28 protein-coding genes and 4 tRNA genes are annotated in these 26160 nt (G+C 42.3%); 22 read left to right on the top strand and 10 right to left on the bottom strand.

Translation table 11 applies throughout. From position 1 onward, the window contains the following. Nucleotides 1–315 precede the first annotated feature (315 nt). Nucleotides 316–1746: a pyruvate kinase PykF gene (gene pykF, locus ACXJY6_RS08840; RefSeq protein WP_456052847.1), complete on the top strand. Its 1431-nt coding sequence runs from the start codon at nucleotides 316–318 to the stop codon at nucleotides 1744–1746. Between the two features lie 65 nt (nucleotides 1747–1811). Here pykF and ACXJY6_RS08835 read toward each other — a convergent pair whose 3' ends face one another. From ACXJY6_RS08835 to ACXJY6_RS08825, 3 genes are all read right to left on the bottom strand, one after another. After that, nucleotides 1812–1940: a hypothetical protein gene (locus tag ACXJY6_RS08835; RefSeq protein ID WP_458768106.1), complete on the bottom strand. Its 129-nt coding sequence runs from the start codon at nucleotides 1938–1940 to the stop codon at nucleotides 1812–1814. Nucleotides 1941–2133: 193 nt separating this feature from the next. Beyond that, nucleotides 2134–2826 carry an SIMPL domain-containing protein gene (locus tag ACXJY6_RS08830; protein WP_456052848.1) on the bottom strand — a complete coding sequence of 231 codons (693 nt, stop codon included), beginning with the start codon at nucleotides 2824–2826 and terminating at the stop codon, nucleotides 2134–2136. Between the two features lie 110 nt (nucleotides 2827–2936). Continuing rightward, nucleotides 2937–3833, bottom strand: coding sequence for a LysR family transcriptional regulator ArgP (locus ACXJY6_RS08825; RefSeq protein ID WP_458768229.1), 897 nt, complete (start codon nucleotides 3831–3833; stop codon nucleotides 2937–2939). Between the two features lie 101 nt (nucleotides 3834–3934). Between ACXJY6_RS08825 and ACXJY6_RS08820 the strand changes: the two genes are divergently transcribed. Next, entirely contained in the window at nucleotides 3935–4555 is a 621-nt protein-coding gene (locus ACXJY6_RS08820) for a LysE/ArgO family amino acid transporter (RefSeq protein ID WP_458768105.1), read from the top strand. Between the two features lie 104 nt (nucleotides 4556–4659). Here ACXJY6_RS08820 and mscS read toward each other — a convergent pair whose 3' ends face one another. The 5 genes from mscS to tkt form a co-directional block, all read right to left on the bottom strand. After that, nucleotides 4660–5529 carry a small-conductance mechanosensitive channel MscS gene (gene mscS, locus ACXJY6_RS08815; RefSeq protein ID WP_456052850.1) on the bottom strand — a complete coding sequence of 290 codons (870 nt, stop codon included), beginning with the start codon at nucleotides 5527–5529 and terminating at the stop codon, nucleotides 4660–4662. A 220-nt stretch (nucleotides 5530–5749) separates the two neighbouring features. Then, complete coding sequence (gene fbaA / locus ACXJY6_RS08810) at nucleotides 5750–6826, bottom strand: class II fructose-bisphosphate aldolase (protein ID WP_456052851.1); 1077 nt, start codon at nucleotides 6824–6826, stop codon at nucleotides 5750–5752. Between the two features lie 153 nt (nucleotides 6827–6979). Then, entirely contained in the window at nucleotides 6980–8143 is a 1164-nt protein-coding gene (locus tag ACXJY6_RS08805; protein WP_458768104.1) for a phosphoglycerate kinase, read from the bottom strand. Between the two features lie 157 nt (nucleotides 8144–8300). Next, nucleotides 8301–9326, bottom strand: coding sequence for an erythrose-4-phosphate dehydrogenase (gene epd, locus ACXJY6_RS08800; RefSeq protein ID WP_456052853.1), 1026 nt, complete (start codon nucleotides 9324–9326; stop codon nucleotides 8301–8303). Nucleotides 9327–9470: 144 nt separating this feature from the next. Continuing rightward, nucleotides 9471–11471: a transketolase gene (gene tkt, locus ACXJY6_RS08795; protein WP_458768103.1), complete on the bottom strand. Its 2001-nt coding sequence runs from the start codon at nucleotides 11469–11471 to the stop codon at nucleotides 9471–9473. A 306-nt stretch (nucleotides 11472–11777) separates the two neighbouring features. Here tkt and metK point away from each other — a divergent pair, with 306 nt between their 5' ends. From metK to ruvX, 6 genes are all read left to right on the top strand, one after another. Continuing rightward, nucleotides 11778–12932, top strand: coding sequence for a methionine adenosyltransferase (gene metK, locus ACXJY6_RS08790; RefSeq protein ID WP_456052855.1), 1155 nt, complete (start codon nucleotides 11778–11780; stop codon nucleotides 12930–12932). 90 nt (nucleotides 12933–13022) lie between these two features. After that, a complete protein-coding gene (locus ACXJY6_RS08785) occupies nucleotides 13023–13523 on the top strand; it encodes a SprT family zinc-dependent metalloprotease (protein ID WP_458768102.1) in 501 nt (166 codons plus the stop codon). A gap of 119 nt (nucleotides 13524–13642) precedes the next feature. After that, nucleotides 13643–14374, top strand: coding sequence for a 16S rRNA (uracil(1498)-N(3))-methyltransferase (rsmE, locus tag ACXJY6_RS08780; RefSeq protein ID WP_456052857.1), 732 nt, complete (start codon nucleotides 13643–13645; stop codon nucleotides 14372–14374). Nucleotides 14375–14388: 14 nt separating this feature from the next. After that, nucleotides 14389–15339, top strand: a complete 951-nt coding sequence (gene gshB / locus ACXJY6_RS08775; RefSeq protein WP_456052858.1) for a glutathione synthase — start codon at nucleotides 14389–14391, stop codon at nucleotides 15337–15339. A gap of 27 nt (nucleotides 15340–15366) precedes the next feature. Next, nucleotides 15367–15930: a YqgE/AlgH family protein gene (locus tag ACXJY6_RS08770; protein WP_458768101.1), complete on the top strand. Its 564-nt coding sequence runs from the start codon at nucleotides 15367–15369 to the stop codon at nucleotides 15928–15930. A gap of 16 nt (nucleotides 15931–15946) precedes the next feature. After that, on the top strand, nucleotides 15947–16369 hold the full coding sequence (gene ruvX, locus ACXJY6_RS08765) for a Holliday junction resolvase RuvX (protein ID WP_458768100.1): 423 nt from the start codon (nucleotides 15947–15949) through the stop codon (nucleotides 16367–16369). Nucleotides 16370–16374: 5 nt separating this feature from the next. Here ruvX and ACXJY6_RS08760 read toward each other — a convergent pair whose 3' ends face one another. Continuing rightward, entirely contained in the window at nucleotides 16375–17367 is a 993-nt protein-coding gene (locus ACXJY6_RS08760; RefSeq protein ID WP_458768099.1) for a type IV pilus twitching motility protein PilT, read from the bottom strand. Nucleotides 17368–17393: 26 nt separating this feature from the next. Between ACXJY6_RS08760 and ACXJY6_RS08755 the strand changes: the two genes are divergently transcribed. The 7 genes from ACXJY6_RS08755 to hemW all read left to right on the top strand — a co-directional run bounded on the left by ACXJY6_RS08755 (nucleotide 17394) and on the right by hemW (nucleotide 22162). Beyond that, a complete protein-coding gene (locus ACXJY6_RS08755) occupies nucleotides 17394–18104 on the top strand; it encodes a YggS family pyridoxal phosphate-dependent enzyme (protein WP_458768098.1) in 711 nt (236 codons plus the stop codon). A gap of 89 nt (nucleotides 18105–18193) precedes the next feature. Then, on the top strand, nucleotides 18194–19012 hold the full coding sequence (proC, locus tag ACXJY6_RS08750) for a pyrroline-5-carboxylate reductase (protein WP_458768097.1): 819 nt from the start codon (nucleotides 18194–18196) through the stop codon (nucleotides 19010–19012). A 57-nt stretch (nucleotides 19013–19069) separates the two neighbouring features. Next, nucleotides 19070–19627 carry a YggT family protein gene (locus tag ACXJY6_RS08745; protein ID WP_456052864.1) on the top strand — a complete coding sequence of 186 codons (558 nt, stop codon included), beginning with the start codon at nucleotides 19070–19072 and terminating at the stop codon, nucleotides 19625–19627. Beyond that, nucleotides 19627–19914 (top strand): DUF167 family protein YggU, encoded by a 288-nt coding sequence (gene yggU, locus ACXJY6_RS08740; RefSeq protein WP_458768096.1) that lies wholly within the window; start codon nucleotides 19627–19629, stop codon nucleotides 19912–19914. Before ACXJY6_RS08745 ends, yggU begins: the two co-directional genes overlap by 1 nt. A gap of 24 nt (nucleotides 19915–19938) precedes the next feature. Next, nucleotides 19939–20382, top strand: a complete 444-nt coding sequence (locus ACXJY6_RS08735) for a DUF4426 domain-containing protein (RefSeq protein ID WP_456052866.1) — start codon at nucleotides 19939–19941, stop codon at nucleotides 20380–20382. A gap of 26 nt (nucleotides 20383–20408) precedes the next feature. Beyond that, complete coding sequence (locus ACXJY6_RS08730; protein ID WP_456052877.1) at nucleotides 20409–21005, top strand: XTP/dITP diphosphatase; 597 nt, start codon at nucleotides 20409–20411, stop codon at nucleotides 21003–21005. Further along, nucleotides 21005–22162 (top strand): radical SAM family heme chaperone HemW, encoded by a 1158-nt coding sequence (gene hemW / locus ACXJY6_RS08725; RefSeq protein WP_458768095.1) that lies wholly within the window; start codon nucleotides 21005–21007, stop codon nucleotides 22160–22162. Before ACXJY6_RS08730 ends, hemW begins: the two co-directional genes overlap by 1 nt. A 40-nt stretch (nucleotides 22163–22202) precedes the next feature. On the opposite strand, the gene trmB is transcribed toward hemW, so the two are convergent. Beyond that, nucleotides 22203–22922: a tRNA (guanosine(46)-N7)-methyltransferase TrmB gene (gene trmB, locus ACXJY6_RS08720; RefSeq protein ID WP_458768094.1), complete on the bottom strand. Its 720-nt coding sequence runs from the start codon at nucleotides 22920–22922 to the stop codon at nucleotides 22203–22205. Between the two features lie 214 nt (nucleotides 22923–23136). On the opposite strand from trmB, the gene mutY reads away from it, so the two are divergent. The 7 genes from mutY (at nucleotide 23137) to ACXJY6_RS08685 (ending at nucleotide 26160) form a co-directional block, all read left to right on the top strand. Further along, nucleotides 23137–24198 carry an A/G-specific adenine glycosylase gene (gene mutY / locus ACXJY6_RS08715; protein ID WP_458768093.1) on the top strand — a complete coding sequence of 354 codons (1062 nt, stop codon included), beginning with the start codon at nucleotides 23137–23139 and terminating at the stop codon, nucleotides 24196–24198. Nucleotides 24199–24210: 12 nt separating this feature from the next. Continuing rightward, nucleotides 24211–24486, top strand: a complete 276-nt coding sequence (locus ACXJY6_RS08710) for an oxidative damage protection protein (RefSeq protein ID WP_456052870.1) — start codon at nucleotides 24211–24213, stop codon at nucleotides 24484–24486. 48 nt (nucleotides 24487–24534) lie between these two features. Further along, entirely contained in the window at nucleotides 24535–25671 is a 1137-nt protein-coding gene (gene mltC, locus ACXJY6_RS08705; protein ID WP_458768092.1) for a membrane-bound lytic murein transglycosylase MltC, read from the top strand. A gap of 102 nt (nucleotides 25672–25773) precedes the next feature. Then, a tRNA-Phe gene (locus tag ACXJY6_RS08700) sits at nucleotides 25774–25849 on the top strand. A 49-nt stretch (nucleotides 25850–25898) separates the two neighbouring features. Further along, nucleotides 25899–25974, top strand: a tRNA-Thr gene (locus ACXJY6_RS08695). Between the two features lie 7 nt (nucleotides 25975–25981). Next, a tRNA-Phe gene (locus tag ACXJY6_RS08690) sits at nucleotides 25982–26057 on the top strand. Between the two features lie 27 nt (nucleotides 26058–26084). Further along, nucleotides 26085–26160 (top strand) — tRNA-Asn (locus ACXJY6_RS08685).

The following is a 26160-nucleotide window of genomic DNA, read 5'->3' as shown; positions in this document are numbered from 1 at the left end:
TAAGACAAGTCTTAAACAGTGATATTACTCTCATTAGGTGTTAGAATTGGCCCGCCTTACGAAAGTAAATTACAGAATTGAATGATAACTTACTTAGAATTAGCCAAAAATTTCCAATATCACGGACTATAATGTAAAAACCGAGGCAGAAACTGGTTTTTATGTAGTTATAAAATGACCGAATTGTTGAACGACTTTCAGCACTAAAGTGAGCGTAAATATTATCTCGTAATGCAAAATGCTTGTTACGACAAACCGCACTTTAGGGCATCAAATAAATTAAAATTGAATAAAATTTACCGGAGACAACCTTTCATGAAAACGAACACAACCGTAAAGAAGACTAAAATTGTATGTACAATTGGTCCTAAAACTGAATCAGTAGAAAAACTAGGCCAACTTGTTAACGCTGGCATGAACGTTATGCGCTTGAACTTCTCACACGGTGACTTTGAAGAACATGGAACTCGTATCAAAAACTTCCGTGAAGTAATGGGAAATGTTGGCAAACAGTTAGCAATCCTTCTCGATACTAAAGGACCAGAAATCCGTACTATCAAGCTTGAAGGCGGAAATGATGTTGATCTCGTTGCAGGTCAAGAATTTACTTTTACGACTGATACTTCAGTTGTTGGTAATAAAGATGTTGTTGCTGTTACTTACCCTGGTTTCGCAAAAGACCTTTCAGCAGGAAACACCATCCTTGTTGATGATGGTTTGATTGAAATGGAAGTTACCGCGACAACAGATAGCGAAGTTAAATGTAAAGTATTGAACAACGGCCCACTTGGCGAAAACAAAGGTGTAAACCTTCCTGGTGTTTCTGTTCAGCTTCCTGCACTTTCTGAAAAAGATAAAGCTGACCTTAAGTTTGGTTGTGAGCAAGGAGTTGATTTCGTTGCTGCTTCTTTCATCCGTAAAGAAGAAGACGTTAAAGAAATCCGTGAGCTTCTTAATGCTCACGGTGGTGAAAACATCCACATCATTTCTAAAATCGAAAACCAAGAAGGCGTTGATAACTTCGATGCGATTCTAGAAGCGTCTGACGGTATCATGGTTGCTCGTGGTGACCTTGGTGTTGAAATCCCTGCAGAAGAAGTAATTTTCGCTCAGAAGATGATGATCGAAAAATGTAACCGCGCACGTAAAGTGGTTATCACTGCAACTCAAATGCTTGACTCAATGATCAGCAACCCACGTCCAACTCGTGCAGAAGCGGGTGATGTTGCAAACGCAATCATGGATGGTACTGATGCTGTTATGCTTTCTGGTGAAACTGCGAAAGGTAAATACCCAGTTGAAGCTGTGACAATCATGGCTCAAATTGCAAACCGTACAGATAGCGCTCTTAAAGCTGAGCTAGGTTCTCGTTTAGATAGCCCACGCCTACGCATCACTGAAGCAGTATGTAAAGGTGCTGTAGACACAGCTGAAAAACTAGCGGCACCACTCATCATTGTTGCAACTAAAGGTGGTAAATCTGCGCGTTCAGTACGTAAGTACTTCCCAACAGCAAGCATCATTGCACTAACAACCAACCCTAAAACGGCTGCTCAACTTGTTTTGACTAAAGGCGTTCGTCCAGTTCTTGTTGACTCTATCGATAACACTGATGAGTTCTACAAAAACGGTAAGAGCTACGCTTTAGAAGCTGGTTTTGGTAAGAAAGGCGATATCGTTGTTATGGTATCTGGCGCACTCGTTGCATCAGGAACAACCAACACAGCATCTGTACACGTACTTTAATTACAACAGAGCTTAAACAAAAAATCGGAGCCTAGGGCTCCGATTTTTTTATTCTCTACGTTGTATTACCAACCAAAAAACTCTTTATTATGAGTGTTTAGCAGTAATACCAAAGGCAAAAAATAAAGTGCACTTAACTTAACGCCTAATATGGCTAAACAGCCAATGGTTAATCTAACCAAAAAATGAGTCATACCCACTACCTCAACCCACATCACGAAGCTAGCAGTACTTTACTTACGCTATAACTGACAAAAAGTAGAGCTAACATCCATTATTGGGATACTTGCTTGACACTTATATCAGTATAATACTTTTGTGACAATGCTCAAGAATTAATCAACATTAAACTAAGGTCGTATATCTTTTGGTTAGAAAATAAAAACATTACTTCAATTCATAGATGACGTTCACGTTGTCTTTGATGACAATATTGGTGTCTTGATAATCTTTAAAAACGTTACTTTGCTCCAACGACATCGAACGCATTAAACCTGGAGAATGTGGAGCTTGTGGAGATTGGTAATTGATTTCCCAAATGTCACCCAACTCGCGACCAAATCCTTCTGCGAGTAATTTGGCATTGCTTTTCGCATCCGCGATTGCAGCTTGCGTTGCTTTCAAACGATAAGTCTCTCTATCTTTTACTTTCAGTTCAATACGATTAACGCTGGTTACCCCTTGCTCTAGCGCCACGTCCAAGTAAAGGTTCAATTTGGAAATATCATCGACATCAACCGTAATTTTTCTTACCGCTTTATAACCAATCAAATCTGGTTGGCCATTCTTTGGGTAGTAATATTGTGGTGATAGGAAAAGGTTAGAACTCGAAATTTTCTCTGTTGACTCACCGTGTTCCACAAGCTTTTCTATATACGCTTTCACGATGTCATCGACAGCACTTTTAGCTTGTTCCGCATTCAAATTTGATTGCTCGACTTGCACATTAAACAGTGCAGAGTCCGGAGCGACAGACACCTCTCCAATTCCTGTGGTTGCGATATGAGCTGCTTTGAGCTCTGCAGCAGAAAGAGCTCCCGAGGTAAATAGTGTCATCGCAATAAAAACGGCTTTAATCATGTATCAATCTCCAAGATTGTAATTGCATCCCAGTAGAATATTAGATTAGCTCACGACAGAGCGTTCACTTTTAGAAGTAAAAATCACACAACCTTGACGATACACCTCCTTTACTGGATTAAATTTGACTTGCTATATTCCAGAATAGCTTGAGTTAATTGTTTCAATACGCCAGTTTCTAGCTGCCAATGATGCCAATATATATAGTTCGTATGAGTCAACGAAGGCATAATTTCAATCAAGAGCCCCTGCTCTAATGCATCTTCGATTTGTATTCTAGGAATCAAACAACTTGCCGCCCCGCATAAGGCAAACTTAACAAACGCTTCGGAGCTGGCGACATAATGTTGGTGCAGCTGTCGTGGGTTAACCTGAAAGTGCTTCACTAGGAAATCGACATGCATGGTATCGTATTGGTTAAATTTAACGATTGGCGCGAGAGATAATGTTTCCCGATTTACCCCAGATGCAAAATAACGCTGATAATAATTGGGCGTACAAACACATAGATATTCCATTTTCCCCAAATACTCGGAAGTACAACCGGCTAATGGCTCTGGGTAGATACTGATACTCCCCGCGACTTCCCCATTTTTCAACTTATCAAGGGCCTTTGATTCTAAATCAGTTTGAATGGTTAATTCGATGTGTTGCGATAATAGTAACTCCGAAAGAGCAGGAAGAAGCCAAGTTGCCAAGCTATCAGAATTCGCGGCAATAGCGATTGATACTGGCGCTTGTGTAGCTTGGTTCAATAGCTCAGGAACAAGCTCTTGTTCCAGCATTTGAACCTTGCGATACAACTCAACGAGCTTGCTGCCTACCGCCGTTAAAGACAACGGAGTTGCTCTAATTAATACAGGTTGCGAGACAAACTTTTCAAGCTGTTTAATCCGTTGCGATACAGCAGATTGGGTAATGTTGAGTTGTTCAGCCGCTCGTTCAAAACTGCCATAACTCATTACCGCTTCTAATGCTTCTATCCATTTATAGTCGAGCCCACGCATTATAAGAATCTCTAATGTAATATTAAAATCATTAATTTCTTTAATCATAAAGATAACGTTAAGCTACGCGTCAATCAACGACCAAATTTATCGAGAACAAAATGAACATCTGGGTTTTACTTCAAGGGCTAACATTAGGGTTAGGTATGATCATTCCTATTGGTGCTCAAAATGCTTATGTATTAAACCAAGGAATCAAACGCCAGCACTATCTAACGACCGCCTTCACATGTGGATTGATGGATTTTACCTTCATCTGCATTGGTATATTTGGTGGTGGTGCATTACTCACATCGTCGCCATTATTGCTCGAGATAGTCACAATTTCTGGCATTCTATTCCTATCTGTTTATGGTCTATTGTCATTTCGCAGCATGTTCTCGCGAGCCCATAGACAAGAGCCCTTGGAAGCCAGTACCGATCAAACAAAAAAACGAATTACGGTTGTATTGGGAGCATTGGCAGTTTCAGTACTAAACCCACACGTTTATATTGATACCATTGTCATTTTAGGTTCGTTGGGTGGGAAGTTTGAGGGCATCGATCGTATGTCATTTGCTATTGGAACAATCATCGCATCTTTCTCGTGGTTCTTTTTACTGGCGACAGCAGCATCAAAATTATCTACAACGCTTTTCAAGCCCAAAGTCCAAATGAGCATCGATTTTTTGGTTGGTACGATAATGCTCTATATCGCATTCACACTTTGGCTCTCGCTATAAAACCTTTGTTAAGGTTAGTCAATACAATGAAAAAACGAAGGAAAAGAACCTAAAAAAAGCGGCCAATTGGCCGCTTTTTGAATTGAGTAGGATGGAAGTATTCTTTACCCTACTTTATTCAGGTTAACATCCATTTGTGGGAATGGAATTTCGATTCCTTCTTTATCCAAGCCTTCTTTCATCGCTTGCAACAAATCAAAATACACCGCCCAATAGTCTTCTGTTTTCACCCAAGGGCGAGCAACAAAATTCACTGAAGAATCGGCTAGTTCAACCACACCAACAGTCACACCTGGCTCTTTCAATACACGACTATCAGCCTCGATGATTTTTGTAATGAGTTCTTTAGATTTCTGTAAGTCAGCACTATAAGAAACACCAATAGTAAAATCGATACGACGAGTGGCATGGTGAGAATAATTGACAATTGGTCCCCCGATAACACCGCCATTTGGTACAACAATCATCTTGTTATCTGGCGTTTTCAACACAGTTTGAAAAATCTGAATTGAAGATACTGAACCAGCAACACCGCCAATTTCAACATAATCGCCTGACTTGAATGGACGAAATGCAACGATTAACACACCCGCAGCAAAGTTAGATAACGAACCTTGTAGCGCTAAACCAACCGCTAAACCTGCCGCACCAATAACCGCAACAACAGATGCCGTTTGAACCCCAACTCGGCCTAATGCCGCAATTAAGACAATAACGAATAGAAGGTAACGAACCAAGGCCGAAACAAAATCAACAACCGCTTGATCCATTTCACGCTTAGCCAGCAACTTACCAATGCTTCTCGCGATCGCTTTAACAATAATGTTACCAATAAACAGAATCAAAATAGCAGAAATAATATTCACACCATATTGAATCAAAAGATCTGAGTTATTGGTTAACCAAGTTTCTAATCGAGAAATACTCTCGGTTACATCTGATACATCTGGCACAATTTTGTCTTCAGTTGCCATATAGCCTTACCCTTACATTGAAATTGAACAAATTTACGCGAATAAAATACTCTAACAGAGCAGGTTAAATCTAGCCTTTATATCCGAAATTCACAATTTAGTAGCATTTACTCTAAATAGAACAATATTTAAGACAAAAAACCTTATCATTCACTTACGAATTCGCAAAAAAAACCGCTCCAAAGAGCGGTTTATTAAACTTGATTTAACCTAGGACGAATTATAGTACGTCTACTGAGTTTAGATCTGCAAATGCTTTTTCAAGACGAGTAACCATTGAAGTTTGACCAGCACGTAACCATACGCGAGGATCGTAGTACTTCTTATTTGGCGCATCATCACCAGTAGGGTTACCAATTTGACCTTGAAGGAAGTCGTGGTTCTTCTCTTCGTAAGAACGGATACCATCCCAACATGCCCACTGAGTATCAGTATCGATGTTCATTTTGATAACACCATAGCCGATTGACTCTTGGATTTCAGCTTCAGTTGAACCTGAACCGCCGTGGAATACAAAGTTTAGAGCGTTTGGTGCAATACCAAATTTCTCTGCACAGTATGCTTGAGAGTCACGTAGGATAGTTGGAGTAAGAACAACGTTACCAGGCTTATATACACCGTGTACGTTACCGAAAGAAGCTGCGATAGTGAAACGTGGGCTAACCGCGTTTAGTTTTTCGTATGCGTATGCAACATCTTCAGGAGAAGTATATAGCTCAGATGCGTCCATGTCAGAGTTATCAACACCATCTTCTTCACCACCAGTACAACCTAGTTCAATCTCGATTGTCATGTCCATTTTAGCCATGCGAGCTAGATATTTAGCACAAGTGTCGATGTTTTCTTCTAAAGATTCTTCAGAAAGATCTAACATGTGTGAAGAGAAAAGAGGCTTACCCGTTTGTGCGAAGAACTCTTCACCCGCGTCTAGTAGTCCGTCGATCCAAGGAAGAAGTTTCTTAGCAGCATGGTCAGTATGAAGAATAACTGGAACGCCATAAGCTTCAGCAACTGCATGAACGTATTTTGCTCCCGCAATACCACCAAGGATAGCTGCACCTTGACCTTCAAGTTTTACGCCTTTACCTGCGAAGAAAGAAGCACCGCCGTTAGAAAATTGAACGATAACAGGAGATTTAACTTTTGCTGCTGCTTCTAATACCGCGTTTACTGAATCTGTACCGATACAGTTCACTGCTGGTAATGCGAAGCCATTCTCTTTCGCTACTTCAAATACTTTCTGTACATCATCACCAGAAATTACGCCCGGTTTTACAAAATCAAATATCTTAGACATGGATTAAATCCTATTGTTTTCTGTCGTTTTAAAAATAAAACAGTTAAGTTTAAATTCTTGCAAACGTTTGCTCACACCCAACGTCATTCTAGCAAAGAAAACAACGTGCTGCAGCAAACAACAAAGCGAGGTTTCTCCCCGCTTTTGTAATAATTATGCTTTTGCTCTTTCTTCTAACATTGCAACTGCTGGTAGAACTTTGCCTTCAACAAACTCAAGGAAAGCACCGCCACCGGTAGAGATGTAAGAAACATCAGCTTTGATACCGAACTTATCGATAGCAGCTAAAGTGTCACCACCACCTGCAACAGAGAAGCCTTCAGAATCAGCAATTGCTTTAGAAATACCTGCTGTACCCGCTTCAAAGTTCTTGAATTCGAATACGCCAACTGGGCCGTTCCAAAGGATTGTTTTTGCATTGCCGATAATTTCAGCAAGTGCTGCAGTTGAATCAGGGCCAAGGTCGAAGATCATGTCGTCGTCTTGAACATCAGAAACGTTTTTAATTTCAGCTTCAGCGTTCTCATCGAATGCTTTTGCACATGCAACGTCAGTTGCAACAGGGATAGAACACTCTTTCATTAGCTTTTGAGCCGTTTCAACTAGGTCAGCTTCGTACAAAGACTTACCGACGTTGTGGCCTTCAGCTGCGATGAAGGTGTTTGCAATGCCGCCACCAACAACAAGTTGGTCAGCAATTTTAGATAAAGACTCAAGAACGGTTAGCTTAGTAGAAACTTTAGAACCACCAACAATTGCAACCAATGGACGGGCTGGGTTGTCCATCGCTTTGCCTAATGCTTCAAGTTCTGCCGCAAGAAGAGGACCAGCACATGCAACTGGAGCGTTAGTACCTACACCGTGAGTAGACGCTTGAGCACGGTGAGCTGTACCAAATGCGTCCATAACAAAGATGTCACACAATGCAGCATACTTCTTAGAAAGCGCTTCTTCGTTCTTCTTCTCGCCCTTGTTAAAACGAACGTTTTCTAGAACAACCAACTCACCAGCATTTAGTTCAAGACCTTCAAGGTAGTCTTTCGCTAGTGTAACTGGGCAATCAAGTGCATCATTTAGATAGTTAACAACAGGAGCCAAAGAGAACTCTTCTGCATATTCACCTTCAGTTGGACGACCTAAGTGAGACGTAACCATTACTTTTGCACCAGCTTCAAGACAAAGTTTGATAGTCGGTAGCGAAGCAAGAATACGAGCATCAGAAGTTACTTTGCCTTCTTTAACAGGTACGTTTAAATCAGCACGGATAAATACACGTTTACCTGCTAAATCCAGGTCAGTCATCTTGATTACAGACATTGTTTGTCCTCTCAAATTGTTATAAAGATTAAAGTTCTTAACTCGGCGGCCCTGCCGAATCTACAAATATCAAAATGGTAATAATTTTCTAAGGGGCATTATAATTTATTTTACCATGTAAAATAAATAAATTTTCCGACCCCGATCAATAAACTTACTAATGCGCGGTGTGCATTGCCAATGCCGTATCCAACATTCGGTTGGCAAATCCCCACTCGTTATCACACCAAACGAGCATCTTAACTAACTGCCCATTACTCACTCTCGTCTGTGATCCATCAACGATCGCACTGTGTGGATCATGGTTAAAGTCGATGGAAACAAGTGGCGCTTCAGTATAGTCAACAATGTCACGTAATGTACACCGTGAAGCCTCCACGATGGTTTGATTTACGTCATTAACTTTTACATTTGTGTTAATTGTGACACTTAAATCCATTGCAGTAACATTAACTGTTGGGACGCGAACTGAGATAGCTTCGAATTTATTAGAGAACTTAGGGAATATTCGTTCGATACCTTTATGCAATTTGGTATCGACTGGAATGATAGATTGACTCGCCGCTCGAGTTCGACGCAAATCACCATGGTAAGCATCAATGACCTGTTGATCATTCATCGAAGAGTGAATCGTAGTAATGGTTCCTGAGTCAATACCGAATGCCTCATCGAGCACTTTAATAATAGGCACAATACAATTGGTTGTGCATGATCCATTTGAGACGATTAAGTCGTTGGCTTTAAGTGACTGATGGTTAACGCCATAAATCACAGTATTATCCAAATCAGCAGAGCCCGGATTAGAGAAGAGTACTTTTTTTGCTCCTGCGGCTAAGTGGCCTAACCCATCATCGCGATTTCCATAAACTCCAGTACAATCAAGAACGATGTCAACATCAAGGTCTCGCCACGGAAGCAACTCTACTTCGCCTAAATGTAGAATTCTAATTTCATCTACAGAATCATCACGGTTATGGATAAATAGGTGCTCTTGACTGTGTGTCACTGAATGTGAAAAACGTCCGTGCGTACTATCGTATTGCAACAAGTGAGCCATGGCATCAGCCTGTGCTAACTCATTCACAGCAACAATTTTGATGTGTTGATTCTTTCCACTTTCATAAACAGCACGCAGCACGTTTCGGCCTATACGGCCAAATCCATTGATCGCGATTTTGAGCATCAACCTTTACTCCTACCCATTCTATTTGTCGCAATATTAACCGATAGCGTGTCAAATAACAGCCCGCGACTTCATTTAAATTTGCAATAAAAAAGCCGAGCAAGAGCTCGGCTTTCGACGAAGAGTGCAAATAAAATCTTGCGATTATTTTGCTAATACTTCTTTTGCTTTTTTCACTACATTTTCAGTCGTGAAACCAAACATTTTGAAGAGTTCTCCAGCTGGTGCAGACTCACCAAACGTAGTCATACCAACTATTGCACCACCAAAACCAACATACTTGTACCAGAAATCTGCGATTCCAGCTTCAACAGCAACACGAGCTGTTACTGCAGCAGGAAGAACCGATTCTTGATAAGCCGCATCTTGTTTGTCGAATAAGTCTGTCGCTGGCATAGAAACAACGCGAACCGACTTACCTTCGGCTGTTAATTCAGCAGCGGCAGCTACAGCAAGCTCGACTTCTGAACCTGTCGCAATCAAGATTAGCTCAGGTGCGCCTTCACAGTCTTTCAGGATGTAGCCACCTTTTGCGATATTAGCCACTTGTGCTGCATCACGATCTTGCTGAGCAAGGTTTTGACGCGAGAAAATAAGAGACGTAGGACCATCTTTACGTTCAATCGCATATTTCCACGCAACCGCCGACTCGACTTGGTCACATGGGCGCCAAGTACTCATATTTGGAGTCAAACGTAACGAAGCAACTTGTTCTACAGGTTGGTGCGTTGGACCATCTTCACCAAGACCAATTGAGTCATGAGTGTAAACTTGAATGTTTTGAATCTTCATAAGTGCAGCCATGCGCATTGCATTGCGTGCGTATTCCATAAACATCAAGAAGGTTGCACCGTAAGGAACAAACCCACCGTGAAGTGCCATACCATTCATGATCGCAGTCATACCAAATTCACGAACACCATAATGAATATAGTTACCTGAAGCATCATCAGCTGTAACCGCTTTTGAGCCAGACCACATAGTTAGGTTCGATGGTGCTAAGTCAGCTGAGCCACCCATAAATTCAGGAAGCATCTTACCAAACGCTTCTAATGCATTTTGAGACGCTTTACGCGATGCGATGTTCGCAGGATTAGCTTGTAAATCAGCAATAATAGCTTGAGCTTTTTCTTCCCAGTCAGCTGGAAGTTCGTTGTTTACACGACGAGTAAACTCTGCTGCAAGTTCTGGATACGCTGATTGGTAAGCGGAAAATTTCGCTTCCCATTTAGCTTGTTTTGCTGCGCCAGATTCTTTCGCATCCCATTGAGCATAAATATCAGCAGGAATTTCGAATGGACCATACTCCCAGCCAAGCTCTTTGCGAGTAGCCGCGATTTCATCAGCACCTAGTGGAGCACCGTGACAATCATGAGTGCCAGCTTTATTTGGTGAACCGAAACCAATCGTGGTTTTAGTACAAATTAGAGTTGGACGGGATGAGTCTGCTTTTGCAGCTTCGATCGCCGCATTGATTGCTTCTGCGTTGTGACCATCGACCGCTGGAATAACATGCCAACCGTATGCTTCAAAACGCTTAGGAGTATCATCGCTAAACCAACCTTCAACATGACCATCGATAGAAATACCGTTGTCATCCCAGAAAGCAATCAGTTTGCCCAGACCTAATGTCCCAGCAAGAGAACAAGCTTCATGTGAAATACCTTCCATCAAACAACCATCGCCCATAAATGCGTAGGTAAAGTGGTCGACGATGTCATGGCCTTCTTGGTTAAACTGAGCCGCCAACGCTTTTTCTGCCAGTGCCATACCAACAGCGTTAGTGATTCCTTGACCTAGAGGTCCAGTCGTTGTTTCAATGCCAGGTGCATAACCATATTCAGGGTGACCTGGTGTTTTAGAGTGCAATTGACGGAAGTTTTTCAAATCATCAATAGAAAGGTCATAACCAGAAAGGTGAAGAAGCGAATAAATTAGCATAGAGCCATGACCATTTGATAACACAAAACGGTCGCGATCAGCCCAATTTGGATTCTGTGGGTTATGATTTAAGTGGCCACGCCACAACACTTCGGCGATATCAGCCATGCCCATAGGGGCCCCAGGGTGGCCAGAGTTAGCTTGTTGTACACCATCCATGCTTAGAGCACGAATTGCATTAGCAAGATGTTTTTGAGAGGACATGTCAGCTCCTAAATCCTTAGCGAAGTCAAATTAATTAGCGGCGATATTGTCGCAGAGCCCATTAAGCCGTGCAAACGATTTACCACCCAAATAGTGCAATAGCTCAGCATTTTCTGTGAACCTTGTGACCAATATGTACAAATTTAACAATCAGTCAAACTGTGTCTCGAAAAGACGCTGATAAAATTGTTCATAATTTACTCAAAAAAATTAAATAGACGTCTAGATGTAAATACTCCTATAATGTATTTATATACCAATAAGCAGGCGATTGACTTGCTTTTAAATAAGTAGAACGGAGCGCTCATGACTAAGCACCTATTTACTTCTGAATCGGTTTCAGAAGGACATCCAGATAAAATTGCCGATCAAATCTCTGATGCGGTATTAGATGCCATCTTAGAACAAGACCCGAAAGCTCGCGTAGCTTGTGAAACTTATGTAAAAACCGGAATGGTCATGGTTGGTGGTGAAGTTACAACCTCAGCATGGGTTGATATCGAGCAAATTACTCGTGATACCGTAAAAGAAATTGGCTATACCGGTTCGGAAATGGGCTTTGATGCTGAGTCATGCGCCGTGCTTAATACCATTGGTAAGCAATCGCCAGACATCAATCAAGGCGTTGATAAATCCGACCCTAAAGAGCAAGGTGCTGGTGACCAAGGTATTATGTTTGGTTATGCAACCAATGAAACTGAAGTATTGATGCCAGCCCCGATTACTTACTCACATCGTCTGGTTCAACGCCAAGCAGAAGTACGTAAAAATGGCACACTACCTTGGTTACGTCCTGATGCGAAGTCTCAAGTAACGTTTCAGTACGATCAAGGCAAAATTGTCGGAATAGATGCCGTCGTTCTTTCTACTCAACATTGCGATACCATCTCTACGCCAGATCTTCGTGAAGCTGTAATGGAAGAGATCATCAAGCCAGTTTTACCTGCCGAATGGTTAAGTAAAGACACCAACTTCTTCATTAACCCGACAGGTCGTTTCGTTATTGGTGGTCCAATGGGTGACTGTGGATTAACTGGACGCAAAATCATCGTAGATACTTATGGTGGTGCTGCTCGTCACGGTGGTGGGGCTTTCTCTGGTAAAGATCCATCAAAAGTTGACCGCAGTGCTGCTTATGCTGCGCGTTATGTTGCTAAAAATATTGTTGCTGCGGGTATGGCTGATCGTTGTGAAATTCAACTTTCTTACGCCATCGGTGTTGCGGATCCTACATCAATTATGATTGAAACCTTCGGCACCGAGAAAGTCGCCCAAGAGATCATTGTTGAAGCAGTACGTCAGAACTTTGATCTTCGCCCATACGGTTTACAAGAAATGCTGAACTTACTGCAACCAATGTACAAAAAAACAGCAGCTTACGGACACTTTGGTCGCGACGAATTCCCTTGGGAAGCAACCAACAAAGTTGATGTTCTAAAAGATTTCGCTGGTATCAAGTAAAACCAAGTTGATAATTGCAATTTCAAGCCCTCGGATTCGAGGGCTTTTTTTGTTATAACAGTGATAGATATTTATAACTCATAGGTTTTCATGCTCTCAGCCGCCGTCACCCAACAAGCCGAGCAAAAAATTCAATCTTGCATTCAACAGGCTAATCACTATTTTTCTGAGAACTACACCACGCCAACTCTCTCTTTAAAGCTACGTGGTAAATGCGCTGGCAAGGCCTATCTAGAGCTTTGGGAAGTAAGATTAAACCCCATTTTATTCCATGAAAACCAAAACGAATTTTTAAACCAAGTGATTCCCCACGAAATTGCTCATTTAATTGCTTTTAAACGCTATGGACGAGTTCGCCCTCATGGAAAAGAGTGGAAGGCCATCATGTGGGACGTATTTCAACTTGAGCCTACAACCACTCACCGTTTTAATGTATCGTCTGTGCAAGGAAAGCGTTACTCCTATCATTGCGGCTGTCAGTCACACGACCTGACAATTCGACGCCATAATAAAATCGTCCGAGGCCAAGCCAACTACCTGTGTGTTCGATGCCAACAAGAGTTGCAGTTTACCGGAGTAACCCAAAAATAGGGTGAGACAATTAGATAGCGCTAATTGTTTATTTTGCCCTTGTAATTCAACAACAGTAGTCCCATTTATCAATCTATATACATGCTCTAATTCATAGACCTCTAAGTCAGGAAAGTTTCATGCGAATCCCACGAATTTATCATCCAAGCTTGATTGATTCTCAGCAGCAAGTCTCGCTCAGCGACGATGCGGTCGGTCACATCGGTCGTGTGTTACGAATGGGGGTTGGTCAAGCCATTACTCTATTCGATGGAAGTGGACGCGAATTCAATGCTAGCCTTGTTGAAGTAAGCAAGAAGTCGATCATTGCTCAAATTGAACAGATCAACGAACGCAATGTCGAATCACCGTTAGACTTACACTTGGGTCAGGTCATTTCTCGTGGTGATAAAATGGACTTTACCATTCAAAAAGCGGTCGAACTCGGCGTGAACACTATAACCCCATTGTTGTCAGAACGTTGTGGCGTCAAGCTTGATCAAAAACGTTTTGACAAGAAACGTCAGCAATGGGAAAAAATTATTATTGGTGCGTGCGAACAATGTGGGCGTAATTCAGTGCCACAGATTCGCCCTATTATGTCGCTTGAAGATTGGTGCTCAGAAACCACAGAAGCATTAAAACTCAATCTTCATCCACGAGCACAATACTCAATTAATACGCTTCCGCAACCGGTTAACAAAGTAAGATTATTGGTTGGCCCGGAAGGAGGCTTGTCAGACACAGAAATAGCAATGACGCGAAATTATCACTTTGAAGAGACGCTGCTCGGCCCACGAGTATTACGTACCGAAACAGCGGCGCTTACTGCCATCACTGCACTTCAAGTTCGTTTTGGCGATCTTGGATAACTGGAGAACACATCATGATTAAAATTGGTATCGTAATGGATCCTATTGAATCCATTAACATTAAAAAAGACTCTTCATTTGCAATGATGCTTGAAGCACAACGCCGTGGCTACGAAATCCATTATATGAAAATGGACGATCTTCACTTAGAACAGGGGATCGCCCTTGCGGATACTCAAGTCATCACGGTTAAAAACGATCCTCAATCATGGTTTGAGGCTGAGGAACAAAAAACAATTGAGTTATCAGATCTTGATGCGGTTTTAATGCGTAAAGATCCTCCATTTGATACTGAATATATATACGCGACTTACATTTTAGAGCGCGCAGAAATCGCCGGTACATTAATTGTCAACAAACCTCAAAGCTTGCGTGACTGCAATGAAAAGCTCTTCACCGCCTGGTTCCCTGAATTAACGCCAACAACGGTTGTCACTCGTAAAGCAGAAACCCTCAAAGCATTCAGAGAAAAACACGGTGACGTTATTCTAAAACCACTAGATGGTATGGGTGGTGCGTCCATTTTCCGAGTAAAAAAAGACGATCCGAATGTATCGGTTATCATCGAAACCCTAACTAACCATGGTAACAATTACTGCATGGCGCAGACATTTGTACCTGATATCTCTAATGGGGATAAAAGAATTTTGGTTGTTGATGGCGAGCCAATGCCATATTGCTTGGCTCGTATTCCTGCAAAAGGTGAAACTCGTGGTAACTTAGCTGCCGGTGGTCGTGGTGAAGCTCGACCATTAAGTGAGACCGATATCGCCATCGCAAAAGCGGTGGGGCCGACATTGAAAGAAAAAGGACTGATTTTTGTTGGACTTGATGTGATTGGCGATAAGCTAACTGAAATTAATGTCACCAGTCCAACATGTATCGTAGAAATTGAAGCTGCTTTTGATGTTTCAATTACTGGAAAGCTTATGGATGCCATTGAACGTCGATTAGACCTCAACTAATTAGAACGAATACAAAGAGAGACCATCATGAACCTAACCAATCATTTTCTCGTGGCCATGCCGAGTTTAGAAGACTCATTCTTCAAACGCAGTGTGATTTACGTATGCGAGCATAATGAGGAAGGTGCAATGGGGATAATGATCAACGCCCCTATCGACATCTCCATCGGTGGCATGCTCAAGCAGGTCGAGGTCACTCCTTTGTATCCAATGGAATATGAGTCAAATCTCGAGAAACCAGTTCTCAATGGTGGCCCTGTTGCCGAAGATCGAGGTTTTGTTCTCCATCGTCCTAATAGTCATTATAATTCAAGCCTAAAAATGACCGAAGATATCGCGGTAACGACCTCTCAAGATATACTCGCCGTCTTAGGCACCAAAGCCGAACCAGCTGACTACGTTGTGGCACTTGGTTACGCTGGTTGGGAAGCGGGGCAACTTGAGCAAGAACTCTCTCAAAATTCATGGCTTACCATTGAAGCCGATCCCGAGCTAATTTACTCAACCCCCATGCATGAAAAATGGAATCATGCGATTAAGACGTTGGGAATAGAACCTGCTCAATTATCGGTGCTTGCTGGACACGCTTAAAACTACAGGAATAATAATGTCACGAACAATCATGGCTTTTGATTACGGAACCAAAAGTATCGGCAGCGCCATTGGTCAAGATATTACGGGGACCGCTTCACCGTTAAAAGCCTTCAAAGCTAACGATGGCATTCCAAATTGGGATGATATTGAGAAACAAATTAAAGAGTGGCAACCCAATTTAATCGTGGTTGGACTACCGACCGATCTGCATGGCAAAGATCTCGAAACCATTGCACCACGAGCAAAAAAGTTCGCAAATCGTTTATTTGGCCGCTTTGGCGTAAAAGTAGAACTTCACGATGAACGCCTTTCCACCACCTCGGCTCGAGAAGAATTATTTCAACTCGGAGGCTATAAAGCTCTGAGCAAAGGAAATGTTGATTGCCAATCTGCTGTCATTATTTTAGAAAGCTGGTTTGAAACGCAATGGGGGTAACCTCACTATGCTAACTCCACACTCGCGCTAAGCTTTTGTAAGCTCTGTTGATAACTGATCATTCCATGCCCACTGCCCATTTCAATCAAAGAGTTTAATTGGGCAAGCTTATTCTCTCGAATCACATTTCGCACCGCAGGCGTCGCAATAAGTAATTCATAACAGCCTACTCGACCGCCTTTTTTCTTTGCCAATAATCTTTGGGCAATAACTGCTTGAAGAGAGCCTGCGAGTTGAGTTCGCACTCTTTGTTGTTCTTCACTCGGAAAAACATCCACCACTCTAGATATAGTTTGAGCCGCACTTTGAGTATGCAAGGTGGCAAAAACCAAATGGCCCGTTTCCGCTGCCGTTAGTGCTAAACGAATTGTCTCGCAATCTCGAAGCTCACCAACCAAGATAACATCAGGGTCTTCGCGCAAAGCCGCTTTTAACGCATCGGTGAATGATTCAACATGAGAGTGGACTTCTCGCTGAGAAATTAACGATTGTTGCGACTGATAAATAAACTCAATCGGGTCTTCAATGGTCAAAATGTGTTTTGCGTATTGTTGGTTAATCTGACCAATTAGAGCACTTAGAGTCGTTGATTTACCTGAACCAGTTGGGCCAGTCACGAGTACTAAGCCTTGTTCAAGAGAGGGCAATGTTAAAACCCCGCTCGGCACACCCAGTTGAGAAAGCTCGGGAACGGTCGTTCCAATTCTTCTCATTACAATCGATAAACCGGTATTTTGATAAAAACAGTTCACACGAAAACGTCCCCAATGTGAGTGCTCATAACTAAAATCAACCTGAAGAAATGCCCCCAATTTAGCGTCTGGGTAAATATCGTGAAGTATTTGCTCAATTTGCTGGTTTGAAAGGCATTCGACTTGCGTAAGTACGACCAATTGCCCATCGACTCGAATTCTTGGCCTTAGTCGCGCAGAAATATGTAGATCTGACGCATTATGCTTTACACTGAGGGACAAAATATCATCCAGTTCAACAGACATATTATTTCCTAACCCAATTAGTCACTATGAATAGAATTGAAACCAACATCCAAAATATCACGTCACAAATAGATTCGATGACCGAAAACTGCGGTCGCGCTCGTAAATCTGTCATGTTATTAGCCGTCAGCAAGACCAAGCCAGTCGACGCCATTCAAGATGCGATTCAAGCAGGACAAATAGAATTTGGTGAAAACTACGTTCAGGAAGGTGTTGATAAGGTTTCATTTTTTTCTAAGAATAATCCTGAGCTAAATTTAGTTTGGCACTTTATTGGACCTATTCAATCGAATAAAACGCGTCCGGTCGCTGAAAATTTTGATTGGGTACATACAGTAAGTCGAGATAAAATTGCCCAACGATTAAACGACCAACGCCCAGAAGGTAAAGCGCCGATCCAGGTACTTATTCAGGTGAATACCAGTGGTGAAGACTCGAAATCAGGAATTAATAACGAAGAAGTTTTTGCTCTGGCAGAGTTGATTTCCTCACTGCCTAACCTCACGTTAAGAGGGTTGATGTCAATTCCAGAAAGTGTGGCTGATTATGATTCTCAATATCGAGCGTTTCAGCAGCTCGCAGACTTACAATCAAAGCTAAAACAGCACTATTCAACCATCGATACTCTCTCAATGGGGATGAGCGGTGACATGAAGGCTGCAATAGATGCAGGCAGCACAATTGTTCGTATTGGAACCGCCATATTTGGCGCGCGAGACTACAAGACACAACCTTAAATTCTCAATCGTAGTCGAGATTTAGAAACTTAGCGCAGAGATAGCTTTCGTCTAACAATATTTAGCCAAGTAATATGGAGCCAATTAACATGGAACAACGCAAAATTGCTTTTATCGGTTCAGGTAATATGGCTGAAGCGATCATTTCCGGTTTACTCAGTAGTGGTTATCCCGCTGAGAATGTCATCGCCGCAGACCCAACACCAGAACGCCTTGAATACCTAGCACAACAATTTTCCGTACAAACAAGTCATGATAATCATACTGCGGCAGCAGATGCCGACGTAATTGTGCTTTCGGTTAAACCCCAACTTATGGCAACGGTATGTGAACCATTACAAAACATCGATTGGACAAATAAACTTGTGATCTCAATTGCGGCTGGCGTTTCTTGCCAACGCATTGAGGAGTTACTCGGTAGCAAGCTAAGCCTAGTTCGAGTCATGCCAAATACACCAGCTCTCGTTAATAAGGGCATGAGTGGTTTATATGCAAATACATTGGCGTCCACTTCAGATAGAGCCTTCGCTGAACAATTTCTCCAATCGGTGGGTGAAGTGTGCTGGGTAGAACAAGAGTCTGGAATCAATACGGTTACAGCAGGATCTGGCAGTGGCCCCGCGTATTTTTTCCTCTTTATGGAAGCGATGCAAGCAGAGGCAATTGCTCAAGGATTTGATAAAGAAGCGGCTCGAGTTATGGTACAGCAAACCGCACTTGGCGCAGCAGAAATGGTCATTGCCAATCAAGATCTCGACATTGCCACACTTCGAGAACGAGTAACATCTAAAGGAGGGACGACCGCGGAAGCTATTCGTACCTTTAAAGAACACGATTTAGAAGCTATCGTAAGTAAAGCAATGCAAGCCGCAGTCTCTCGAGCTGAAGAGATGGAAACCTTATTTTAACTCGTTTTATTCGATATCAACGGGTTCAATGAATCAAAGAACAATAAAGGGCAAGATATGAATTCAATCACTTTTTTAGTCTCTACCGTATTTGATCTCTACATCATGGTAGTGCTACTGAGAATATGGCTCCAAGCAACACGTGCTGATTTCTATAATCCGTTTTCACAGTTCATAGTGAAAGCCACTCAGCCCGTACTTAAGCCACTGCGTCGTGTTATTCCATCGATCGGCAGCATAGATTTAGCGACACTGCTGTTTGCTTATGTCCTATGTGTACTTAAGTTCACTGTGTTAATGTTGGTCGCCTCTTCTGGAGCCATGACTTTCACGCCCTATTTCTTGTTACTTGGGTTGCTTTCACTAATAAAAGCGGCCGGTGGATTAGTTTTTTGGGTCCTACTGATCAGAGCTATCTTAAGTTGGGTGAGTCAAGGCCGTAGCCCTATCGAATACTTATTCCATCAAATAACAGAACCACTGCTCGCGCCTGTGCGTCGCATCTTACCTGACACTGGTGGTTTTGATTTAAGCGTTTTAGTGGTATTTATATTGCTTCAATTCGCAAACTTCTTAATGGGTGATCTCGTCGGTCAACTTTGGTATCAGCTATAATGACTCCCGTATGGTTCGACGGTGACGATCTTTTGCTAAAGCTGTACATTCAGCCCAAAGCAAGCCGAGATCAAATCGTTGGACCACACGGTGATGAAATCAAGGTGGCGATCACTGCGCCACCTGTCGATGGGAAAGCCAATGCCTATTTGGCGAAATTTCTATCTAAACAGTTTAAGGTCTCCAAAAGCCAAATTAATATCGAAAAAGGCGAACTCGGACGACATAAACAAGTTCGAATCCATACTCCATCAACACTTCCCGATATAATAAAAATCCTTATCTAAAGGCCTTCTAGCTGGAGAATATCGATGTTATATAGAACCATCCTAGCCACTTTAATCGCGTCAGGGTTATTACTCAGCCAAAGCGTAAATGCGGAGCAAATGCAGCAAATTAAAAGTATTGATGTGCACTACTCTGCCTTTAATTCGACGTTTCTAACACCAGAAGTCGCTCGCACCTATAACCTAGAGCGCAACAGTTACCAAGCACTGTTAAACTTAACCGTACTCGATAATTCTCAACTGGGTACGCCTGCGATTGAAGCGAAAATTTCAGGAACTGCAACAAATCTGGTCGGTCAAATCCAGCAACTTGAATTTCAATTTATTAAAGAAGCGGATGCAATGTATTACATCGCCCCATTGAAAATCGAAGACCAAACCACATTGCGCTTCAATATTTCCGTTGATGCCGGCTTAAAAGGGCGTGGCGTCTTAAAATTCCACCAAAAATTCTATAGCGAAGAATAATAAATCTCATGAGTATCACTTATCCAATAAAAAAAATCGTTCTTGCCACTGGTAATCAAGGTAAGGTTCGCGAGATGGCCGATCTATTAAACGATTTCGGCTTTGATGTCGTCGCACAGAGTGAATTTAACGTATCTGATGTGGAAGAAACAGGAACCACATTTGTCGAGAACGCGATTATTAAAGCTCGTCATGCAGCAAAAGAAACCGGCCTCCCGGCAATTGCCGATGACTCGGGACTTGAAGTCGATTACCTTAACGGTGCACCCGGTATTTATTCCGCGCGTTATTCAGGGGAAAACGCTACCGATCAAACCAATATCGATAAGTTGTTAGCCGAAATGAAATCGGCACCAGAAACTCAAAGAACGGCTCGATTTCACTGTGTTTTAGTCCTTATGCGCCACGAAAACGACCCAACACCATTAATCTGTCACGGTCAATGGGAAGGTAAAATCCTCGAAACTCAAAGTGGCAGCAACGGTTTTGGCTATGACCCTATTTTCTTTGTTCCCGAAGAAAACTGCGCATCAGCCGAATTAGAACCGACACGTAAAAAGCAGCTATCACATCGAGGAAAGGCTCTTGATAAACTCTTTGCCGCATTGGGTGACAAGCAGTAATGATCACGCCACCAGCGCTGAGCTTATATATTCACATTCCTTGGTGCGTACAAAAGTGCCCTTACTGCGACTTTAACTCCCACACATTAAAGGGTGGGATTCCAGAGCATGCTTACATTGAAGCGTTAATTGACGATCTTGATCAAGATATACAACGCTATGCGCTCACATCATCACAGCGCAAGCTCCATACCATTTTTATTGGGGGTGGAACGCCGAGCTTAATTTCACCTCAAGGCATTGCTTCAATCCTAGCTCAAGTCGAACAACGAATTCAGTTTGAAGATGATATTGAAATCACCATGGAGGCCAATCCGGGGACCATTGAAGCAGAGCGTTTTTCCGGATATAGAGAGGCAGGGGTAACTCGAATTTCAATCGGGGTCCAGAGTTTCAAGAATGATAAACTAAACGCTTTAGGACGAATTCACGGAGCCTCAGAAGCCATTAATGCTGCAAAGCTAGCGCATCAAATTGGCTTAAAGAGCTTTAACCTCGACCTTATGCATGGTTTGCCTGATCAAAGCCCTGACGAGGCTCTGAGTGATTTACAGCAAGCTATTGAGTTAGATCCTCCTCATTTATCTTGGTATCAATTAACCATCGAGCCCAATACCCTATTTCACTTTAAACCGCCGACATTACCTGATGATGATGCACTGTGGGATATTTTCGAACGCGGCCACGAAGTCTTAACTAACGCGGGCTACATTCAATATGAAACCTCGGGATACAGCAAGCCGGGTTATCAGTGTCGTCATAATCTTAACTATTGGCGCTTTGGGGATTATCTAGGTATTGGTTGCGGTGCTCATGGAAAACTAAGCTTTACCGATGGACGAATCATTCGTACAACAAAAGTGAAACACCCTAAAGGCTATCTAAACTTATTAAAACCCTATCTAGATAACGAACACGAAGTCGAATTCATTGATAGGCCATTCGAGTTTTTCATGAACCGATTTCGCTTACTTGAGGCATGTCCAAAAAGTGAGTTTGTGGCCGCCACGGGTTTAGAGATCGGTGATGTGCAATCCACCATTGATTGGGCAAAACAAAAAGACTATCTAATTGAAACTGAACAAACGTGGCAGGTAACGAACAAAGGAAAGTTATTTTTAAATGAGCTACTTGAAGCGTTTTTGCACGATGAATAATATAAAAGGGAGCTTCGAGCTCCCTTTTACTATTTAATACTTAGCTTAAACGCTTATATTTAATGTCCCACACGCCATGACCAAGACGATGACCTCGGGCTTCAAACTTAGTTAATGGACGCTCTTCAGGACGCGGAATGTAATTCCCATCTTGAGCAATATTTTCATACCCTGGAGCCTGTTCCATAACTTCAATCATATGTTCTGCATAATTTTCCCAATCCGTTGCCATATGGAAAATTCCTTTTCCTATCGCTAGTTTTTGGCGAACCATTTCAGCAAATTCAAGCTGAACAATACGACGCTTATGGTGGCGTTTTTTATGCCATGGGTCTGGGAAATATAGCTGCAGTGTCGCAAGGCTATCGTTAGGAATCATGTATGCGAAGACTTCAACCGCATCGTGACACATCACTCGTAAGTTAGTCACGCCCGCATCGCGAGCTGAAGAAAGACACGCTCCAACGCCTGGTGAGTGAACTTCGATACCAAAAAAATTCTTCTCAGGTGCATTTTTAGCCATTTCGACAAGCGAAGCTCCCATTCCGAAGCCGATTTCCAACACAACTGGGTTATCGTTCCCAAACACTTCTTGCCAATTGAGCAATGTCTCTTGAAAATCAACGCCCATAGTAGGCCAACAATCATTAATCGCTGATTCTTGTCCCTTAGTTAATCGACCTTCACGACGAACAAAACTACGAATCTTGCGAATCAGTTTTCCATCTTCAGTGTATTCGTTAGTTGTTACTTCACTCATTGACCTACCTGCTTAAATTTTACACTCATAAAATTGGCTTGTGATTATCCAAAGAATAACTGTGGGTGCAAGTATTATTGAAAAGTTTCTACCATTTAAAGCGAATTATCACCGTCATCGCATATGAGATAACCACAAAAAATATGGGTTTTACTTAAACAAGGATATGTGGTGCAATTTTGTTTCGTTACCTAAAACCATAAAAGAGCCACTTTTGACGCCATTTGCTAAAGCGATACTAACTTGGTACGACTCATACGGTCGTAAGAGCCTCCCATGGCAACAAAATAAGACCGCCTACCGAGTTTGGTTATCTGAAATCATGCTGCAACAAACTCAAGTTGCAACGGTCATTCCGTATTTTGAAAAATTTGTCGAGCGCTTCCCTACCATTACTACCTTGGCCAATGCATCTCAAGATGAAGTGCTCCACTTATGGACTGGCCTTGGTTATTACGCCCGAGCGCGAAACTTACACAAAGCAGCAAAAATCGTCGTCGATGAGTATCAAGGAGAGTTTCCCACTCAATTTGAACAGGTTCATGCTTTACCAGGGATCGGACGCTCGACCGCAGCGGCCATTCTCTCCTCTGTATATGGTCAACCTCATGCAATCTTAGATGGTAACGTGAAACGTACGCTTGCAAGAAGTTTTGCTGTTGAAGGATGGCCAGGGCAGAAAAACGTTGAGAACCGTTTATGGGAGTTTGCCGAGCAGCACACTCCCAAGCAACAGGTCACAAACTATAATCAAGCTATGATGGATATGGGGGCAATGGTGTGTACTCGCAGTAAGCCCAAATGCACACTATGCCCAATCGATCAGTTTTGTGTTGCACATGCTCAAGGAAATATATTGGATTATCCCGGAAAAAAACCTAAAAAAGCGAAACCGGTAAAAGAAACCGAATTTTTTATTATTGTGGCTGAAAACCAAGTATGGCTTGAGTTACGCCCTTCTAGTGGTATTTGGGGAGGACTTCACTGTTTCCCACAAACATCAATGGGTGATATCCAACAACAACTCGCGATTAAAGATAGCAACATCAAATATACAAAAACTCTGATCACGTTTCGCCATACATTTAGTCACTATCATCTCGATATCACGCCCAAACTGGTGAAACTGAATCAACAACCATCGCTCATTATGGAACCAAACCGAGGAGTCTGGTATAACTTAGAGCAACCAGAGGAAGTCGGTTTAGCCGCACCTGTAAAGCAATTGATTGAATCACTGCATTATGAGTTAGCTTCCATCGAATCAAATAGTTAAGAGGATACACCTATGAGCCGCACCGTATTTTGTGCTCGTTTAAACCAAGAAGCTGAAGGTCTTGATTTTCAATTTTATCCTGGAGAATTGGGAAAGCGCATTTTTGACTCAATTTCAAAACAAGCTTGGGCGGAATGGCAACACAAACAAACCATGCTAATTAACGAGAAAAAACTCAATATGATGGATCCAGAGCATCGTAAATTACTCGAAGAGCAAATGGTAAATTTCTTATTCGAAGGAAAAGAAGTTCACATCGAAGGCTATACTCCACCCAGTGAATCCTAATTGTTTGGCGCTACCTCTGCGTAGCGCGTTAAAACAGAATTAAAGTACATGCATCGACTCTATATCTTCTTACTTACAGCCTCATTACTCAGCGCTTGCAGCCGGGAGTTTGTTGAAAACACCTACGGTGTAGATTACGAGCCCACCAATCGCTTTGCACGGAATCTCGCTCCCTTACCCGGACAGTTTGAGAAAGACACCGATGCGCTTGATAGCTTAATCAGTAGTTTTACTGGCGATATTCAAAAACGTTGGGGTGTAAATGAAGTCAAGGTGGCAGGGAGAAGCAACTACGTAAAGTATATTGATGACTATCAAAGTCGTGCCGAAGTTAACTTTGATAAAGGCACAATTACCATTGAAACCATTGCGTCATCAGAGCCATTGGTTCATCTAAAGCGTGCGATTAAAACAACATTGCTAACTCCCGATGACCCACTTAGTGTTGACCTTTTTTCATCAAAAGATATTGAATTAAAAGGGCAACCTTTTCTCTATCAACAAGTTGTTGATCATGAAAATCAACCGATGCAATGGTCATGGCGAGCCACTCGCTTTGCCGATTATTTACTGTCAAATAAGCTTCAGGTCAAACAAGTCGATTTTAAAAAATCCTATTACGTTGTCATCCCCATGGTTGAAAACCAACTTGAAATTCGAGGGGTTCTGTATGCGGATAGCATTAATCGAGCTGCGAAAAAGTATGGCATTGACGCTGATCTGATATACGCCATCATTAAAACCGAAAGTAGCTTTAACCCTTATGCAGTAAGCTGGGCCAATGCCTACGGCCTGATGCAAGTCGTACCTAAAACCGCTGGACGAGATGTGTTTGAGAAAATCAAAAAGCGAAAAGGACAACCCTCGCCAGCATACTTATACAATCCTGAGAACAATATTGATGCTGGTACTGCATATTTCTATATCTTAAAAAATTATTATCTAAAAGACATACGAGATCCGCTATCTCTAGAATACAGTATGATTTCGGCTTATAACGGCGGAGCAGGTGGCGTTTTTAACACTTTTGATCGAAACCGAACACGCGCGATTGCTGATATTAACTCATTAAAACCCAGTCAAGTTTATTGGGCGCTGACCAATAAACACTCGAGTTCTGAGTCGCGCCGCTATTTACAAAAAGTGCTCAAATACAAGAAACAGTTCAACTCTGGACAGCTATGATTGTCAAATCGATGAAAATGACAGCAATCAACTGGTTTTTTGCCTTTTTTTACCAAAATAAGTTGACGAATAAGCACAAAACCCGTTTAATAGCGCTCCGTTGCCCGGATAGCTCAGTCGGTAGAGCAGAGGATTGAAAATCCTCGTGTCGGTGGTTCGATTCCGCCTCCGGGCACCATGATTTATTTATTGGTGTCATACATCAGTAAAAAAGCAAATATAAGTGCGCCGACTTAGCTCAGTAGGCAGAGCAACTGACTTGTAATCAGTAGGTCACCAGTTCGATTCCGGTAGTCGGCACCATTTATTTGCCTCGATAGCTCAGTCGGTAGAGCAGAGGATTGAAAATCCTCGTGTCGGTGGTTCGATTCCGCCTCGAGGCACCACTTCTTTCTAAAGAAGATACAATTTGTTCCCCCTTAGTTCAGTTGGTAGAACGGCGGACTGTTAATCCGTATGTCGCAAGTTCAAGTCTTGCAGGGGGAGCCA

The sequence above is a fragment of the Vibrio phycocola genome, from assembly GCF_054404255.1.
Note: the sequence above shows the minus strand (reverse complement) of the source record. Positions and strands in the feature narration are given on the sequence as shown.